Source organism: Brevundimonas sp. A19_0, assembly GCF_017744255.1.
In the GTDB taxonomy this organism is placed as follows: domain Bacteria; phylum Pseudomonadota; class Alphaproteobacteria; order Caulobacterales; family Caulobacteraceae; genus Brevundimonas.
Window position 1 is genome coordinate 1 of the sequence record NZ_JAGHQP010000006.1, and the last position, 15,229, is coordinate 15,229.

Consider the following 15,229-nt stretch of genomic DNA (forward strand, 5'->3'; position numbering starts at 1 on the left):
GCCCTGTGTCGTGCGACCTGCCAGCACCCCCACCCAACCCTCCCCCATGGAGGGGGAGGGCCCACGTTTTCCGCTTTCAGACCATTCAGACCATTCAGACGGTATTTTCCGACCCGACAGCTGAGACGTGCCACTCGCCACTCGCCACCCGGGGCGTTCACAACTCCGTTCACCGGCTCTTAACCCCGATGAAACCCTCGATCTTCATGATAGGGTAAGACCATTCCGCCTGTGCGGCCTGCCGATCGGCACGGGGTCGCGTGTACGCTTTTGTTTGATTCAGAAGGCAGAACAACTCGATGTCCCTCATTCTCCGGCGTGCCGTCGCCCTGCTTCTGTCCCTCTCGCTGCTGGCCGTCGGCCCCCTGCCCGCCTTCTCGCAGCAGGCCCAGGCGCAGGAAAATCTGCGCTACGCCGCCATTGTGGTCGATGCCGCAACCGGCGAGGTCATGTTCGCCCGCCACGCCGACAGCCGCCGCTATCCGGCCTCCATCACCAAGGTCATGACCCTCTATCTGGTGTTCGAGGCCATCACCGAGGGCCGGATCCAGCTGGACGACGTCATCCGTGTCTCGCCGCGCGCCGCTTCCCAGCCCCCGTCCAAACTGGGCCTCGGCGCCGGCCAGACGATTACCGTTGCCGACGCCATCCAGGCCACGGCGCTCCGTTCGGCCAATGACATGGCCGTCGCGCTCGCCGAACACGTCGCCGGGTCCGAGGCCCGCTTCGCCGGCATGATGACGCTCAAGGCCGAGTCTCTCGGCATGACCGACAGCCGCTTCGTCAATGCCAACGGTCTGCCGGACAGCCGCCAGATCACCACAGCCCGCGACATCACCGTCCTGGCCCGCGCCGTGATGCGCGACTTCCCCCAGTATTACCGCTTCTTCGGCGTCTCCAACTGGACCTATCAGGGCCGCGAATACCGCAACACCAACGGCCTGCTCCGCTCGGGTCACGGCTATGACGGCATCAAGACCGGCTACACCAATGCCTCGGGCTATAATCTGGCCGCCTCGGCGGTCCGCAACGGTCGCCGCCTGATCACCGTCGTGCTCGGCGGCCGCAGCAGCGCCACCCGCAACGCCCACGTCGAGGAGCTGATGGATACCGGCTTCGAAATCGCCGACAAGCGCGCCCACGGCGAGCGGATCGAGGTCGCCCAGCTCTATTTCGAGCAGAAGGGGTACGGCATCGGCCCGGCGACCCCGCCCGGTCCGCCGCCCGTCGTCTATGCCTCGGCCACACCGACGCCGCCGGCGCCGCTGGCCCAGGCCATGGGCGACCGCGACCCCGATGTGGTCCTGACGTCCGGCCCCGCCACCCTCCCCTCCAGCACGACCGCGCGCCTCAACAGCGACACACCCGCTCGCCGCGCGCCTGCGGCCTCGTCGTGGGGTGTCCAGGTCGGCGCCTTCCGCGACCGGACCGTGGCCGCCGACTGGCTGACCGAGGTCAACCGCCGCTTCCGTTCCACCTTCCGCGGCAGCGGTCAGTCGGTGGAGGAGGCGCAGGGCTGGTACCGCTCGCGCTTCACCGGCTTCACCGAGGACCAGGCCCGCGCGGCCTGCGAGACCCTCTCGGCCCGCAATGTCACCTGTATGGTCGTGCGACCGAACTGATCCGGCTTGCCTCGCCGGAAAGGCCTGATAGCGTCGCCTGCATGAAGCTGCACCATATCGCCCTGCCCGCCCTCGCCGCCCTGACCCTCTCGGCCTGCGCCACGGCCACGCCCGTTGCCGAGGTCGTGCCCAGCCAGGCGGGCTGGGAGGCGGGTCAGGCCGCCTATCTCGCTTGGAACGGCGACCGGCGCGGCTGGACCACCACGGACAGCGGCCTGCAGTATCGCCGGGTCGGCCGCGCCCATCGCGACGCGCGCCAGCCGGCCGCCACCGACACCGTCCGTGTCCACTACCGTGGCACCTTCATCGACGGCCGCGAGTTCGACAGCTCGTATTCCCGCAACGAGCCGGCCGAGTTCCCGCTGAACCGGGTGATCAAGGGCTGGACCGAGGGCTTGGCCCTCATGCGCGTCGGCGAGACATATGACTTCGTCATCCCGGCCGATCTCGCCTATGGCAATCGCTGGGTCGGCGGCGACGAGATCCCGCCCAACTCGGTGCTGCTGTTCCGCGTCGAGCTGCTCGACGTCCTCTAGCGCGCGTTCAGCAGGCTGTCCCGGGCGGCATTCAGCTGCGCCGCCAGCCCCTCGGTTCCGCCCTGGTCGGGGTGGGCCCGCGCCATCAGCCGCCGCCAGGCGTCGTTGATTTCCCGGGCGCTGGCACCCTCGCCGACGCCGAGCAGGGCCCGGGCCTCGGCCAGCGGCATGGCGCCCCTGCGGGCCCGCTTCTCGGCGTCGGCGCGGCGGCCCAGCTGGACCAGGGCCCAGAAGGCCACCCCTACCGCGAGGACCGCCAGCAGCATCATTCCGTGACGTCGAAGGCCGCCTCGGCCCCCTCCAGTCCCAGCGCCATCATCAGGGAGCGCATCTCCTGCCGCGCCGCCACATGGGCCAGCGACACCGCCACCGGCCGGATCTCGTTGGACAGGTCCGCCACCGTCAGCCCGAACGGGAACAGCTCGCGGTAGATCACCCGGTCCCTCAGGCCCGGACCGATGCGGAAGCCGATCCGCTTGGCCAGCTTCTTCATCCGGTCGGTCAGCCGCTGCCGGTTCCGCGCCGCCGCCACCGCCAGGCGGTTGGTCACGACCACCCAGTCGATCGGCGTACCGCCCGCGATCGCCCGGTTCTTGCGGGCTTCCCACACGCTCTCCGAGTAGATCGAGGGCCGGATCAGGTCGAGGGTCACAGCGTCAACCTGCCCCAGCAGGTCGAAGTCGACGAAGCTGTCGTTCATCGGCGTGACGATCTGGTCCGCCAGCCCGTGCGCCCTGCGCGACAGGGGGGTGTCACCGCCCGGGGTGTCGATCAGCACGACGTCGGCCATCTGGCGGGCCTCGGCAAAGGCGGCCTCGAAGCGGGCCAGCTGCTCCTCCTCGGACGCACGCGCCAGGGCCTTGCCGTCGCCCAGGTCCGGCTCGACCGGCAGGGGCAGCTTCTGTCCGTTGGCCGTCATCCAGGCCCGGCGATTGTCAAAGAAGCGCGCCATGGATCGCTGGCGCAGGTCCAGGTCCAGCAGCGCCACGCTCCGCCCCGAGTACAGCAGGCCCACGGCGATATGGATGGCCAGGGTGGACTTGCCCGCCCCGCCCTTCTCATTGCCGACCACGATGACTTTTGGCTGCTTCATGCACTCTATCCCGTCCCGCGACTCATGCGGGGCCCGGGGCAAAATCGGGGGCAGACCCCTCCGGGTCAACGCCTCTTTGGCCGGAGGGTCCGGGAAGCGGCCCTAAGTGCCCCTTTGGCACCACGGGTCGCGGATGCGCGCAGCGGCACAGACCGCGGCGGCGCCGGAGGCCGGGACGGGGACCTTCAGGCGCACCAGCTGGCGTCCGTCGACAGTCACCGGCTCATAGCGCGGGGTCATGTCGCCCAGCACCTCGGGGGCGGCGGCGCGGATGCGGGCCCAGGCCGTGCGGGCCGAGGCCTCGCTCCCGAACGCCCCCAGCTGGACCAGCGCCCCATCCTCGCGCTGCCGCGCAGCGGGCCGGGTCGAGACCGGGCGCGCCCGCAGCTCCGGCACGGCATCGGCGACGCGGGTCTCGACGGCCTCCACAGCGGCCTCGGCGATGGCGGGCGCAGCCGCCTGAACCAGGCCTTCCATGGCGCCGTCGCGGGCCTCCCAGAGGTCGTGCGGATCCATGACCTCGACGCGGACGGCACCGGGGCGTCCCTCGCGCAGGCCCATTTCGGCGGCCTTGCGGGGCGTTTCCAGCGGGGTCTTGCCGGGACGGTCGAGGCTGACGGGGATGGCGGCGACGCGCTCGGCCATCTGTTCGAACCGGTGGGGGTCATGTTCGACCCAGCCACACCCCGACAGGGTCACGGCCCCTCCGAGGATCAGGGCCATACCCACGCGGCGCTTCTGCACTGGACGGGACACTTCTGCGGACGTCATAAGGCGACCCTACCCGGAGCGCATTTCAGCCCGGTTCACGAACACCCTTAAGTAGATAGGTTAACGGGGTCTGATCATGCCCACAGCCGCATCCCCCCTCGCCCGTGCCCACACGCCCGCGGACGTCCGCGCGGCGGTAGCAGGGTGGCGCGCGGCGGGTGAGGCCGTCGCCTTTGTGCCGACCATGGGCGCCTTGCATGACGGCCACCTGCGGCTGGTGGAACAGGCCCGCATGGAGGCCCGGCGCGTCGTCACCAGCGTGTTCGTCAATCCGACCCAGTTCGCCGCGCACGAGGATCTGGACACCTATCCGCGCACGCTGGAGCGCGATGCCGGGCTGCTGGCCGGGGCCGGGTGCGACCTGCTCTATGCCCCGACCGCGTCAACCATGTATCCGGAGGGCTTCGCCACCCGGATCGCCATGGACGGCCCCGCCCTCGGACTGGAGACCGACCATCGCCCGCACTTCTTCGGCGGGGTCTGCATCGTGGTGGCCAAGCTGCTCAACCAGGCCCAGGCCGACGTCGCCCTGTTCGGCGAGAAGGACTATCAGCAGCTGCGGGTCATCACCCGGCTGGCGGCGGACCTCGACATCCCGACGCGCATCGTCGGCGTGCCGACCGAACGGGACGGCCACGGCCTCGCCCTGTCGTCGCGCAATGCCTACCTCAGCGACGAGGAACTGGCGGTCGCCCGCCGGCTCAATGGTCGGCTGGCTGACGCCGCCGCCCGCGTCCGCGAAGGCGCCCCGATCGCCACGGTCGAACAGGACGCCGCTGCGGCCCTGGTCGCGGACGGCTTCACCAGCGTGGACTATGTCGCCGTGCGCGACGCCGACTCGCTGGCACCGGTTGACGGCAGCACGGGCGCGCCCCTGCGCATCCTCGCGGCGGCTTGGCTGGGGCGCACCCGGTTGATCGATAATATGGCGGTCTGAGCCGCCGCCGTCAGGCGATGGCGCCCACGCAACCTTCGGGGCCACCGGGCACGACCGCAGCCGAGGTCAGCGACAGGCTCCAGCCATGGTGGGTATCCAGTCCGCGTCGCCCTGCGCCCGAGCCATCGCCCGCGTCACCGCCAGCGGTGACCAGCACCCGGTCTCCGCGCGGCAGGGCCCCGGGATCAATCCGCCCGACCGCCAGGGCTGTCGGCACACCCTTGCCGAAGCCCTCGAAGACGCTGAGGGTCGACCATTTGCGACGCAGGCCCATCCACCACGGGTCGCCCGCATTGATGGCCAGGACCGCCACCCCCTTGCCCTCGGCCGCGAAGGCCAGGGCGGCTTGGGGATCGCGCTCCGACTTCAGTTCGGCGGCGCGACCGAAGCGCAGGCGGGCGGCGTCGAAGGCTCGCGCGGGTTCGACCGGGGCCCACACCCGCACCGCCAGCTGCCCCTGACGCGCCAGACCATGACCCACGACCTCGCGCCACAAGGCCTCGACGGCCTCCTGTGTGTCGGGACGGGCACCCTGCAGCACATGGGCCAGCACGGCCTGCTCCCGGTCGGGGCGCAGCTTCACATAGCCGCCGGTCGGCGCGTCCTTGGCCTTGCCGACGCGGTCCGCGAGGGCGAGGCGCTTCTGGAACAGCGATACCATCTCGGCGTCGATCTCGTCGATCTCATGCCGCAGGGCAGCCAGCGTCATGCGTTCAAGGTCGGCGGTCGGATCGGGGGATTTCACAAGGGTCAGGGGCATCTTCAGAACTTTCGAGGGGGAGGATCGGGGGGGCCGAAGTCCGCCGCTCCGGGGGGAGCGGTCGCCGGTGAGAGGTCAGGAACAGGGTCCGGACGCCTCAGCCGGCGTATCGAAAGCCGTAGAAATAGAAGCCGTAGGCATAGGGGGCCGACGCCGCGAAAGCGCGGGCGTCAAAAGCGGCAGTCAGGGCGCGCTCGGTGGCCATGGGTCGGTGATGCCCGCAGAAATCGTGCGCCGTCAAGCGCCCTTTCGGCCCAGCAGGACAAATCGCGTCCGATTATCGGCCGAATCCTGCATGTCGTTGCGCAAAATCGACAATCCGTAGATCTCGGCCGCCCCGGTCGGCGCCAGCGCCCCGCGGCTGGTGTCTCCCGCCTCGGCCACGGCGCGGGCGGCCCCGGCGGTGTCATAGGCCTCGACGGCCTTGAGCCCCAGGTCTGCCAGGGTTCCGGTGCATTGGCCCAGGGCCGCCGGATGGCTCTCGACCGTACGGATGTCCGACAGACGCGCCCCCTCGGGCGCCATCAGGGCCAGGCGTATGGGCCGCCAGACTTCGGCCAGGACCTCCAGCCCGGACGCGGCGACCAGATCGCTGGCGGGCTGCACCGTACCGATCCGGCTGTTCTCGACGGGGATCAGGGCGCAGTCACAGTCTCCCTGCCGGACCGCATCGATGGCCTGGGCGAAGGTCTCGTGGCCGACCGGCTCATCCCAAGGGCGCAGTACGGCACAGGCTTCATGGCTGAAGGACCCCGGAGCCCCCTGATACGCGACGCGTCCCCGGGCCATGACGACCTCAGGCCGCGGCGGATCGGGACTGGCGTCCCGACGTCAGGCGTTCCGCCACCAGGAAGGCCAGCTCCAGCGCCTGGTCGGCGTTGAGGCGCGGATCGCAATGGGTGTGATAGCGACTGCTCAGGTCATCCTCGGTCAGCATCTGGGCGCCGCCCAGGCATTCGGTGACGTTCTGGCCCGTCATCTCCAGATGGACGCCGCCGGGGTGCACGTCCTCGGCCTCGGCCACATCGATGAAGGTGCGCACCTCGCTCAGAATCCGCTCGAACGGGCGGGTCTTGTAGCCGTTTCCGGCCTTGAGGGTGTTGCCGTGCATCGGATCGATCGACCAGATCACCCGGCGCCCCGCGGCCTTCACCTCGCGCATCAGTTTCGGAAGGCGCTCGCCGACCTTGTCCGCGCCGAACCGGCCGATCAGCGTCATGCGCCCGGGGATGTTCTCCGGGTTCAGGATGTCCAGCAGGGCGAGCAGGTCCTCGGGCTCCATCGTCGGCCCGCACTTCAGGCCGATCGGATTCCGGATACCGCGGGCGAATTCAATGTGGGCGCCGTCCGGCTGACGGGTGCGCTCGCCGATCCAGACCATATGGGCCGAGGTGTCGAACCATTCCCCGGTGGCGCCGTCCAGCCGCGTCAGCGCGCTCTCGAGGTTCAGCAGCAGGGCCTCGTGGCTGGTGAAGACCTCGACCCGCGACAGGTCGGGATGGCTCTCCGGCGTCACGCCGACCGCTTCCATGAAGGCCAGGGCCTCGCCGATCTTGTCGGCCAGCTCGCGGTAGCGCGCGCCATAGGTGTTGTCGGCCGCGAACCCCAGGGTCCAGCGATGGATGTTGTACAGATCGGCATAGCCGCCGCCGGCGAAGGCGCGCAGCAGGTTCAGCGTCGAGGCCGACTGGTGATAGGCCTTCAGCAGGCGCTGGGGATCGGGCACGCGCTCGGCGGGCGTAAAGCCCATGCCGTTGATGATGTCGCCGCGGTAGCTGGGCAGCTCGACGCCGTCGATGGCCTCGACCGAGGAGGAACGCGGCTTGGCAAACTGGCCGGCGATCCGGCCCACCTTCACCACGGGCTTGCGACCGGCGAAGGTCAGGACGACCGCCATCTGCAGGATCAGGCGGAAGGTGTCGCGGATATTGTCGGTCGAGAACTCCTTGAAGCTCTCGGCGCAGTCGCCGCCTTGCAGCAGGAAGGCCCGCCCCGCCTCGACATCCGCCAGCCGGTCGGTCAGGCGGCGCGCTTCTCCCGCAAACACCAGCGGCGGCAGAGCCCGCAGCTCATCCTCGACGGCCGCCAGCGCACCGGCGTCCGGATAGTCCGTCGGCATCTGCACGACGGGTTTCTCTCTCCAGCTATCGGGGGTCCAGCGGCGGGTCATACCGCCAAGATAGGACGTTGAAGCTTCCTGAACAATAAACGGTTGAAGCCATTCGGTCGCAGGATAGACAGGGGTGACCGCGCGTGCTTGCCGTACGGGCGGAAATCCCCTATACGCCGCCGCTTTCCAGGGCCTCGGTCCCGGTGCGGAATGTCAAAGGGTCCGGGAATGCCTTCCGGCCGCCGCTTCGGGAACCATCGTGGAGCCGACTTACCCGGTCACTCCATGCCGAGCCCCACAAGGGAGATGACGATGGCTCTATACGAGCACACGGTCATGTCGCGCCAGGATATCAGCGCGCAACAGGCCGAAGCCCTCAACGAAACGATCAAGGGTCTGGTCGAGCAAGGCGGCGGTGCCGTTGCCAAGATCGAGTACTGGGGCCTGCGTAACCTGACCTACCGGGTCAAGAAGAACCGCAAGGCGCACTATTCGCTGCTCGCCATCGACGCCCCGCCGGCCGCCATGGCCGAGGTCGAGCGTCAGCTGTCGATCAATGAAGACGTGCTGCGCTGGCTGACCGTCCGCGTCGAGGAACTCGACCTGGAGCTGTCGCCCCTGCTGGCCCGTCGCGAGCGCGAGCGTGAACGCTCGTCGCGCGACGATTCCTCCAACGCCTCGGAATAAGGACCGGCCACATGACCGATACCCAATCCCCCAAGCCGGGCGCCCCCGTCGGTGACGGCCCCGCCCGTCGTCCGTTCTATCGTCGCCGCAAGGTCTGCCCGTTCTCGGGCGATAACGCGCCGAAGATCGACTACAAGGACGTCAAGCTGCTGCAACGCTACATCTCGGAGCGCGGCAAGATCGTGCCGTCGCGCATCACTGCGGTGTCGCAAAAGAAGCAACGCGAGCTGGCCAAGGCCATCAAGCGCGCGCGTTACCTGGCCCTCCTGCCTTATGTGGTGAAGTAAGATGAAGGTCGTTCTGCTTGAACGCGTCGAGAACCTCGGCGCCATCGGCGACGTCGTCACTGTCAAGGACGGTTTCGCCCGTAACTTCCTTCTGCCGCGCGACAAGGCCCGCCGGGCCACTGCCGCCAACCTGAAGGCTTTCGAAGTCGAACGCGCCGCCATCGAGGCGCGCAACGACAAGAACAAGGCCGAGGCCCAGAAGATCGCCGACAAGATCGACGGCCAGACCTATGTGATGATCCGTCAGGCCGGCGAAACCGGCCAGCTGTACGGTTCGGTCGCCGGTCGCGACGTCGCCGAGGCCATCCAGGCCGAAGGCGGCAAGGTCGAGCGCTCGCAGGTCGTGCTGCACTTCCCCATCAAGACGCTGGGCGTCCACGAGGTGCAGGTCCGCCTGCACGCCGAGGTCTCGGCCACCGTCAAGATGAACGTCGCGCGTTCGGCCGATGAAGCCGAGCGTCAGGCGCGCGGTGAGGACGTCATCCGCTCGCAGTTCGATGACGAGCGTCAGGCCGCCGAACAGGCTGCCGCGGACCTCATCGAAGGCGGCGCCGGTCAACAGGAAGGCTTCGGCGAAGAAGCCTGATCCCTGCGGATCGACGACAGATCAGGGCGCGTCTCCTGCGGGAGGCGCGCCCTTTTTCGTGGCCGGATCCCCGCCTGTCCCGCGCCCCAGTTTTGACACGAGGCCGGACAACTCTCCCGCCATCGAGGGAGGGTCTCATGCGTATCGGTGCCTTGATCGCTCTGGCGGTCGTCGTTCTGGCGGGCGTCGCCCATGCCCAGGCGGCCATGAACCTGGACACCTTCGTCACCCGGGCCAACCGCATCCCCATGAACCCTGCGGCCATGCTGATGCCCGACGCCCACCGACTGAAGGGAGAAGCCGAGCGCGCCTTCACCGCCGTCGGCCGGGAGATCCGCGATGCTCGCGCCGCCGGCCGCACGCCGCCCGCCTGCCCGCCCGAGCGCCTGGACCTCAATCCGCGCCAGCTGCTGGACTATCTGAACGGCATTCCGCAGTCCCGCCGCCAGCGCATGACGGTCACCGACGGCATCCGGTCCTGGCTCGCCTCGCGTTATCCCTGTCCCGGCGGCTGATCCACAGCCCCCGCCAATCCGTCCCCGGCCAAGCGGGACACCCCCCTCACGCCCGCGCGCTGCATCGGTTACACGTTAACCAATGAACGCCTTCGCTGCCCTCTCCCCCTCCGACGCCGGCCCCCAGTCGCTGCCCCACAACCTGGAGGCGGAACAGGCGCTGCTGGGCTGTCTGCTGTTCGACAACTCGGCCTTCGAGCGCCTGTCGGACAAGCTGAGAGGTAGCCACTTCTACGAACCGTTCCACCAGCGCCTGTATGACGTGATCGAGGATCACATCCGCCAGGGCCTGCTGGCCGAGCCCACACTGCTGATGGGCCGCTTCAAGCAGGACCCGGCCTTCGAACAGTTCGGCGGCCTGCGCTATCTGGCCGATCTGGTGGACCGGGCTCCGCCCGCCGCCAATGCGCCGGACTATGCGCGCGTCATCTATGACCTAGCCCTGCGGCGGGACCTGATCCGCATCGGCGGCGACATCACCCGGGCGGCCCCGGACCCCGAGACCCCCGCGCTGGACCAGATCGAAAGCGCCGAACAGTCGCTCTACACCCTGGCCGAAACCGGCAAGCCGTCCTCAGGCTTCGTCAGCTTCTCGACGGCGCTGGCCGGTGCGGTGCAGATGGCGGGCGAAGCCTATCAGCGCGACGGCAAGCTGGCGGGCCTGGCCACACAGCTGGACGACCTCGACCAGAAATTGGGCGGCCTCTACCCCTCCGACCTGTTGATTCTCGCGGGCCGCCCCTCGATGGGCAAGACGTCGCTGGCCACCAATGTCGCCTTCAACGTAGCCCGCAACTATCGCTGGGAGCCGACCCCGGAGGGCCGCAAGACGGTCTCGGGCGGGGTGGTGGCCTTCTTCTCACTGGAAATGAGCGCCGAACAGCTGGCCATGCGGATTCTGGCCGACGCCTCGGGCATTTCGTCCGACCGGCTGAGAAAGGGCGAGATTGACGCCTCGGATTACGGCAGGCTGCGCGATGCCGCCATCGAGATCGGCGAAAGCCCGCTCTACATCGACGCCACCGGCGGCCTGCCCATCTCCAAACTGGCCGCGCGCGCCCGCCGTCTGAAGCGCCAGGAACACGGGCTGGACCTGATCATCGTCGACTACCTGCAGCTGCTGACCGTGGGCGACGCCAACAGCCAGAAGAACCGGGTGCAGGAGGTCTCCGAGATCACCGGGGGCCTCAAGGCGCTGGCCAAGGAGCTGAACGTCCCGGTCATCGCCCTGTCGCAGCTGTCGCGTCAGGTCGAAAGCCGCGACGACAAACGCCCCCAGCTGTCCGACCTGCGGGAATCGGGCTCGATCGAGCAGGACGCCGACGTGGTCATGTTCGTCTATCGCGAGAGCTATTACCTGGGCCGTTCCGAGCCGCGCGAAGGCACGGAGGAACACCTCAAATGGCAGCAGGACATGGACCAGCTGCAGCACGTCGCCGAGGTCATCATCGGCAAGCAGCGTCACGGCCCCATCGGCACCGTCCGCCTGTCGTTCGACGCCGACACGACCCGCTTCGGCAACCTCGCCCACGACAACCGCTACGACAGCAGCAACTACGGCGATTGAGATTTGACCGGGTGCGACCGGCAGACATAGGGTGAGGAATGATCACCTTGTCCCTGCTGAGCGCGCTGCTGGTCTCGGCCCAGGATCCGGCGCCGGCACCCCCGCCCGTGCGGATCCCGATACGTCCTGCGGCGCTGATCCCGGCCGACCCGGAACGGCCAAGCATCATCACCAACCCGCGGTGGGCGGTCAGGCCGCAGGTGACCGAGCGGGAACTTCGAATGGTTATGCCTGCTTTGGAGCAGGACATCTCTGGTGAAGCGGCCGTGAGTTGTCGCGTCAACGCAGATGGCCGTCTCCGCGACTGTACCGTCATCGAAACGCCGGCCGGTCACGGGTTTGGCGACGCGGCCCTGTCGGCAGCCAGGAGCGGGCAAGTTGATGTGAGCCGCTACACGCCGCCGAGCGAGTCGACCGTGCACTTCACGATCCGGTTCAGGCCCTAGGTTATTGCGTCGCACAATTTCTGCGGCATAAGTGGCCGATGACCCGTGCCCGCCTGTCGGTCGATCTCGACGCCCTTGCCGCCAATCATGATTTTCTGGCCCGCCTGACCGGGCGCCCGGTACAGCCCGTGGTCAAGGCCGACGCCTATGGCTTGGGGGCCGAGGCCTGCGTGACCCGGCTGATGCAGGCGGGGGCGCGCACCTTCTTCGTCGCCCGACTGGTCGAGGGTCTGGCCCTGCGCGAGGCCATGGGACCGACCCCCGTCATCTATGTGCTGGACGGATGCACCGCAGGCGCTGCGGCCGCCCTGCGGGAGCCGGACCTCCGCCCGGTCATCAATCATGGCGAACAGCTGGCCCGTTGGCTGGAGGCCGGCGGCGGCGCGTGCGGCCTGCACATAGACACCGGAATGAACCGGCTGGGCTTTCGTCCGGAGCAGGCCCCGGCCACCTTCCCCGGGCTGGAACTGGTGATCAGCCACCTCGCCTGCGCCGATGAGCCGGACAGCCCGATGAACCGGCAGCAGCGCGACACCTTTGCCGCTGTCCGTGGCCACTATCCCGACATCCCCGCCTCCTTCGCCAATTCAGGCGGCTGTTTCCTGGGGCCCGACTATGCCTTCGACGCCGTTCGGCCCGGCATCAGCCTGTGGGGCGGTGGCCCCGAGGGGCGGCCCGACCCGCGCATCCGGCCGGTTGCCACCTTCAGCGCGCCGATCCTGCAGGTGCGCCCGGTCCCCGTCGGCGAGAGCGTCGGCTATGCCCGGGGCAAGGTGGCCGACCAGCCGCTGACCGTCGCGACCGTCGGCGCCGGCTATGCCGATGGCGTCATGCGCGCCACCAGCCCGAGGGGCCAGGTGTTCGTCGCCGGTCAGCTGCGGCCGATTCTGGGGCGGATATCCATGGACGCGCTGGCGGTCGACGTCACCGGACTGGATGTGGTCGAGGGCGACCGGGTCGAACTGTTTGGCCCCAACCGGCCGATCGACGATGCCGCGCGCGACACCGGCACCATCGCCTATGAGCTGCTGACCTCGGTCGGCAGCCGGGTGGATCGCACCTACACCGGCTGAGGCTACGTCAGGATCGGTCGTAGCCGCCATTTCCGCCGCTGCGCCCGCCTCGGGATTCGGTGTAAGCGGACCGCATGGCTCGTGACTCATCCCAATACATCTGTCGCGTCTGCGGGGCCGTTCATGCCAAATGGGCGGGCCAGTGCTCGGCCTGCGGCGAATGGAACTGCCTGACGGAAGAGACCTCAAGCGCCCCGCCCGGCGCGCTCAAGCCCGCCGCGACCAAGCGCGCACGCGGCATCCAGTTCGAGGATCTCCGCTCGGAAAGCCCCGATCCGCCCCGCCTGATCACCGGCGTCGGAGAGTTCGACCGCGTGTGCGGCGGCGGCCTGGTGCCCGGCTCGGCCCTGCTGATCAGCGGGGATCCGGGGGTCGGCAAGTCGACCCTGTTGCTGGAAGTCTGCGCCCGGGCGGCGCTGAAGGGCGCAAAGGTCGCCTATCTGTCGGGCGAGGAGGCGGTCGAGCAGATCCGCTCGCGCGCGCGGCGCATGGGCCTGTCGGAGGCCGACGTCGCACTCGCCTCGGCCACGGCGCTTCGCGAAATCGTCGCCACCCTGAAGCGCGAGACCTTTGATCTGGTGGTGATCGATTCCGTCCAGACGCTGTGGTCCGACGTGCATGAGGCCGGACCCGGCTCGATCGTCCAGGTCCGGGCCTGTGCCTCCGAGCTGGTGCGGCTGGCCAAGGCGGGCGGGCCGGCCATGATCCTGGTCGGCCATGTGACCAAGGACGGACAGGTGGCCGGACCCCGGGTGGTCGAGCACATGGTCGATGCGGTGCTGAACTTCGAGGGCGAGCGCGGCTACCCCTTCCGCGTGCTGCGCGCCGGCAAGAACCGCTTTGGCGCCACCGACGAGATCGGCGTGTTCGAGATGGGCGACACGGGCCTGCGCGAGGTCACCAATCCCTCGTCGCTGTTCCTCGGCGACCAGAATGGCGAGCGGGCCGAGCGCGAACCGGGCACCGCCGTCTTTGCCGGAATCGAGGGCTCGCGGCCGGTGCTGGTCGAGATCCAGGCCCTGTCGGCACCCTCGGCCTATGGTACGCCGCGTCGTGCTGTGGTGGGTTGGGATTCCGGGCGTCTTGCCATGGTGCTGGCCGTGCTCGAGTCGCGCTGTGGCCTCGGCTTCGGCGACCGCGACATCTATCTGAATGTCGCCGGCGGGCTGAAGATCAATGAACCGGCCGCTGACCTCGCCGCCGCCGCCGCCCTGATCAGCTCGGTCTGCGACAAACCCCTGCCACGCGGCTGCGTCGTGTTTGGCGAGATCGGCCTGTCAGGCGAGGTCCGGGCCGTCGGCCGGGCCGAAGCAAGACTGCGCGAGGCCATGAAGCTGGGCTTCGACAAGGCACTCTGTCCCCCGCTCAGTCATGAGCCAGCCGACATGGCCGCCACCTCGCTCAGCCGTCTGGCCGAGGCGGTCGAACGAATCTCGCAAAGCAGGTATTAGATGCTTGTCTCCTCCCTGTTCGCGCCGCGAACGGAGAGGTGGATCGGCGGCGCAGCCGACGAGACGGAGGGGTTGTGAGGCGATCCGGAAAAGGTCAGCGGGGCGAAAAGTGCCCCTCCACCGCTTCGCGGTCCCCCTCCCCATTTGCAATGGGGAGGAGACGCCATGACCGCCTATGACGTCTTTGCCGTACTGGTCCTGCTGGCCTCGGGGGCCGCGGGCTGGATCCGGGGCGGCACGCGCGAGCTTCTGACCCTGCTCAGCTTTGTGCTGGCGGCCTTCATCGCCCTGATCGCCCTGCCCTTCTCCGCCCCGATCGGCAAGGCGCTGGTCGATCCCGACTGGGCCGGGACGCTGCTGGCGGCCCTCGCCAGCTTCCTGCTGGTCTATTTCGGCGTACGCATCTTCGGATCGACCTTGTCGAGACGGGCCCAGGCCCATCCGCATCTGGGCGGCATCGACCGGTTTTTCGGCATCTTCGTCGGCCTGGCCCGGGCGCTGGTCCTGATCGGGGCGATCCATCTGGTGGTCGTGGCCGCCATGCCCGGAGAGAAGACGCCACGCTGGCTGGGCGAGGCCGCCCTCTATTCCGTCAGCGCCGGTGCGGCGCGCACGATCCAGTTCATCCTGCCCGGCATCGGACGGGGCGCTGACGCCCTCGTGCCCGTGGTAGACTCGTCCGTACGCCAAGGGTTTTCCGATCAGGATGCCTTGCCGAAAACACAAACAGCGCCTAACTCGCCCGACACCGCCCGCTAGTTATTTTCCCCCAGGTCATCGGAGCCGCC

At 68.8% G+C, this 15,229-nt stretch carries 18 protein-coding genes; 12 read left to right on the forward strand and 6 right to left on the reverse strand.

Annotated features, from left to right (window positions below):
* The first annotated feature begins 299 nt into the window (after positions 1-299).
* Together J7346_RS07555 and J7346_RS07560 are read left to right on the forward strand one after the other, a co-directional pair.
* A complete protein-coding gene (locus J7346_RS07555) occupies positions 300-1,622 on the forward strand; it encodes a D-alanyl-D-alanine carboxypeptidase (RefSeq protein WP_209119299.1) in 1,323 nt (440 codons plus the stop codon).
* Positions 1,623-1,663: 41 nt separating this feature from the next.
* Positions 1,664-2,158: an FKBP-type peptidyl-prolyl cis-trans isomerase gene (locus J7346_RS07560; RefSeq protein WP_348521475.1), complete on the forward strand. Its 495-nt coding sequence runs from the start codon at positions 1,664-1,666 to the stop codon at positions 2,156-2,158.
* On the opposite strand, the gene J7346_RS07565 is transcribed toward J7346_RS07560, so the two are convergent.
* The 3 genes from J7346_RS07565 to J7346_RS07575 form a co-directional block, all read right to left on the reverse strand.
* On the reverse strand, positions 2,155-2,427 hold the full coding sequence (locus J7346_RS07565) for a hypothetical protein (RefSeq protein ID WP_209119300.1): 273 nt from the start codon (positions 2,425-2,427) through the stop codon (positions 2,155-2,157). The genes J7346_RS07560 and J7346_RS07565 overlap by 4 nt on opposite strands.
* Positions 2,424-3,251 carry a division plane positioning ATPase MipZ gene (locus J7346_RS07570; RefSeq protein ID WP_209119301.1) on the reverse strand — a complete coding sequence of 276 codons (828 nt, stop codon included), beginning with the start codon at positions 3,249-3,251 and terminating at the stop codon, positions 2,424-2,426. The genes J7346_RS07565 and J7346_RS07570 overlap by 4 nt, the downstream gene beginning before the upstream one ends.
* A 102-nt stretch (positions 3,252-3,353) precedes the next feature.
* Positions 3,354-3,974: an SPOR domain-containing protein gene (locus J7346_RS07575; protein ID WP_245157729.1), complete on the reverse strand. Its 621-nt coding sequence runs from the start codon at positions 3,972-3,974 to the stop codon at positions 3,354-3,356.
* A gap of 124 nt (positions 3,975-4,098) precedes the next feature.
* On the opposite strand from J7346_RS07575, the gene panC reads away from it, so the two are divergent.
* Positions 4,099-4,959, forward strand: a complete 861-nt coding sequence (gene panC, locus J7346_RS07580; RefSeq protein ID WP_209119303.1) for a pantoate--beta-alanine ligase — start codon at positions 4,099-4,101, stop codon at positions 4,957-4,959.
* Between the two features lie 10 nt (positions 4,960-4,969).
* Here panC and J7346_RS07585 read toward each other — a convergent pair whose 3' ends face one another.
* From J7346_RS07585 to J7346_RS07595, 3 genes are all read right to left on the reverse strand, one after another.
* Positions 4,970-5,719, reverse strand: a complete 750-nt coding sequence (locus tag J7346_RS07585) for a chorismate mutase (protein WP_209119304.1) — start codon at positions 5,717-5,719, stop codon at positions 4,970-4,972.
* 237 nt (positions 5,720-5,956) lie between these two features.
* Positions 5,957-6,508, reverse strand: a complete 552-nt coding sequence (locus J7346_RS07590) for a prephenate dehydratase domain-containing protein (RefSeq protein ID WP_209119305.1) — start codon at positions 6,506-6,508, stop codon at positions 5,957-5,959.
* A 7-nt stretch (positions 6,509-6,515) separates the two neighbouring features.
* Positions 6,516-7,889: a 3-deoxy-7-phosphoheptulonate synthase class II gene (locus J7346_RS07595; RefSeq protein ID WP_209119306.1), complete on the reverse strand. Its 1,374-nt coding sequence runs from the start codon at positions 7,887-7,889 to the stop codon at positions 6,516-6,518.
* Between the two features lie 252 nt (positions 7,890-8,141).
* Here J7346_RS07595 and rpsF point away from each other — a divergent pair, with 252 nt between their 5' ends.
* The 9 genes from rpsF (at position 8,142) to J7346_RS07640 (ending at position 15,200) form a co-directional block, all read left to right on the forward strand.
* The gene (gene rpsF / locus J7346_RS07600) at positions 8,142-8,516 is read left to right on the forward strand and encodes a 30S ribosomal protein S6 (protein ID WP_209119307.1); all 375 of its coding nucleotides are present in this window, start codon (positions 8,142-8,144) and stop codon (positions 8,514-8,516) included.
* Between the two features lie 11 nt (positions 8,517-8,527).
* Complete coding sequence (gene rpsR / locus J7346_RS07605) at positions 8,528-8,803, forward strand: 30S ribosomal protein S18 (RefSeq protein ID WP_209119308.1); 276 nt, start codon at positions 8,528-8,530, stop codon at positions 8,801-8,803.
* Between the two features lies 1 nt (position 8,804).
* Entirely contained in the window at positions 8,805-9,389 is a 585-nt protein-coding gene (gene rplI / locus J7346_RS07610; RefSeq protein WP_209119309.1) for a 50S ribosomal protein L9, read from the forward strand.
* A gap of 137 nt (positions 9,390-9,526) precedes the next feature.
* Complete coding sequence (locus J7346_RS07615; RefSeq protein ID WP_209119310.1) at positions 9,527-9,904, forward strand: hypothetical protein; 378 nt, start codon at positions 9,527-9,529, stop codon at positions 9,902-9,904.
* Between the two features lie 82 nt (positions 9,905-9,986).
* Positions 9,987-11,471 carry a replicative DNA helicase gene (locus J7346_RS07620; protein WP_209119311.1) on the forward strand — a complete coding sequence of 495 codons (1,485 nt, stop codon included), beginning with the start codon at positions 9,987-9,989 and terminating at the stop codon, positions 11,469-11,471.
* A gap of 38 nt (positions 11,472-11,509) precedes the next feature.
* A complete protein-coding gene (locus J7346_RS07625; protein ID WP_209119312.1) occupies positions 11,510-11,917 on the forward strand; it encodes a TonB family protein in 408 nt (135 codons plus the stop codon).
* A gap of 38 nt (positions 11,918-11,955) precedes the next feature.
* Positions 11,956-12,990, forward strand: coding sequence for an alanine racemase (alr, locus tag J7346_RS07630; RefSeq protein WP_209119313.1), 1,035 nt, complete (start codon positions 11,956-11,958; stop codon positions 12,988-12,990).
* Between the two features lie 74 nt (positions 12,991-13,064).
* Positions 13,065-14,441: a DNA repair protein RadA gene (gene radA / locus J7346_RS07635; protein WP_209119314.1), complete on the forward strand. Its 1,377-nt coding sequence runs from the start codon at positions 13,065-13,067 to the stop codon at positions 14,439-14,441.
* Between the two features lie 165 nt (positions 14,442-14,606).
* Entirely contained in the window at positions 14,607-15,200 is a 594-nt protein-coding gene (locus tag J7346_RS07640) for a CvpA family protein (RefSeq protein ID WP_209119315.1), read from the forward strand.
* Positions 15,201-15,229 lie beyond the last annotated feature (29 nt).

Coding starts and splice junctions, on each gene's coding strand:
- J7346_RS07555 (WP_209119299.1), top strand. CDS start 300: ATGTCCCTCATTCTCCGGCGTGCCGTCGCCCTGCTTCTGTCCCTCTCG.
- J7346_RS07560 (WP_348521475.1), top strand. CDS start 1,664: ATGAAGCTGCACCATATCGCCCTGCCCGCCCTCGCCGCCCTGACCCTC.
- J7346_RS07565 (WP_209119300.1), bottom strand. CDS start 2,427: ATGATGCTGCTGGCGGTCCTCGCGGTAGGGGTGGCCTTCTGGGCCCTG.
- J7346_RS07570 (WP_209119301.1), bottom strand. CDS start 3,251: ATGAAGCAGCCAAAAGTCATCGTGGTCGGCAATGAGAAGGGCGGGGCG.
- J7346_RS07575 (WP_245157729.1), bottom strand. CDS start 3,974: ATGGCCCTGATCCTCGGAGGGGCCGTGACCCTGTCGGGGTGTGGCTGG.
- panC (WP_209119303.1), top strand. CDS start 4,099: ATGCCCACAGCCGCATCCCCCCTCGCCCGTGCCCACACGCCCGCGGAC.
- J7346_RS07585 (WP_209119304.1), bottom strand. CDS start 5,719: ATGCCCCTGACCCTTGTGAAATCCCCCGATCCGACCGCCGACCTTGAA.
- J7346_RS07590 (WP_209119305.1), bottom strand. CDS start 6,508: ATGGCCCGGGGACGCGTCGCGTATCAGGGGGCTCCGGGGTCCTTCAGC.
- J7346_RS07595 (WP_209119306.1), bottom strand. CDS start 7,889: ATGACCCGCCGCTGGACCCCCGATAGCTGGAGAGAGAAACCCGTCGTG.
- rpsF (WP_209119307.1), top strand. CDS start 8,142: ATGGCTCTATACGAGCACACGGTCATGTCGCGCCAGGATATCAGCGCG.
- rpsR (WP_209119308.1), top strand. CDS start 8,528: ATGACCGATACCCAATCCCCCAAGCCGGGCGCCCCCGTCGGTGACGGC.
- rplI (WP_209119309.1), top strand. CDS start 8,805: ATGAAGGTCGTTCTGCTTGAACGCGTCGAGAACCTCGGCGCCATCGGC.
- J7346_RS07615 (WP_209119310.1), top strand. CDS start 9,527: ATGCGTATCGGTGCCTTGATCGCTCTGGCGGTCGTCGTTCTGGCGGGC.
- J7346_RS07620 (WP_209119311.1), top strand. CDS start 9,987: ATGAACGCCTTCGCTGCCCTCTCCCCCTCCGACGCCGGCCCCCAGTCG.
- J7346_RS07625 (WP_209119312.1), top strand. CDS start 11,510: ATGATCACCTTGTCCCTGCTGAGCGCGCTGCTGGTCTCGGCCCAGGAT.
- alr (WP_209119313.1), top strand. CDS start 11,956: ATGACCCGTGCCCGCCTGTCGGTCGATCTCGACGCCCTTGCCGCCAAT.
- radA (WP_209119314.1), top strand. CDS start 13,065: ATGGCTCGTGACTCATCCCAATACATCTGTCGCGTCTGCGGGGCCGTT.
- J7346_RS07640 (WP_209119315.1), top strand. CDS start 14,607: ATGACCGCCTATGACGTCTTTGCCGTACTGGTCCTGCTGGCCTCGGGG.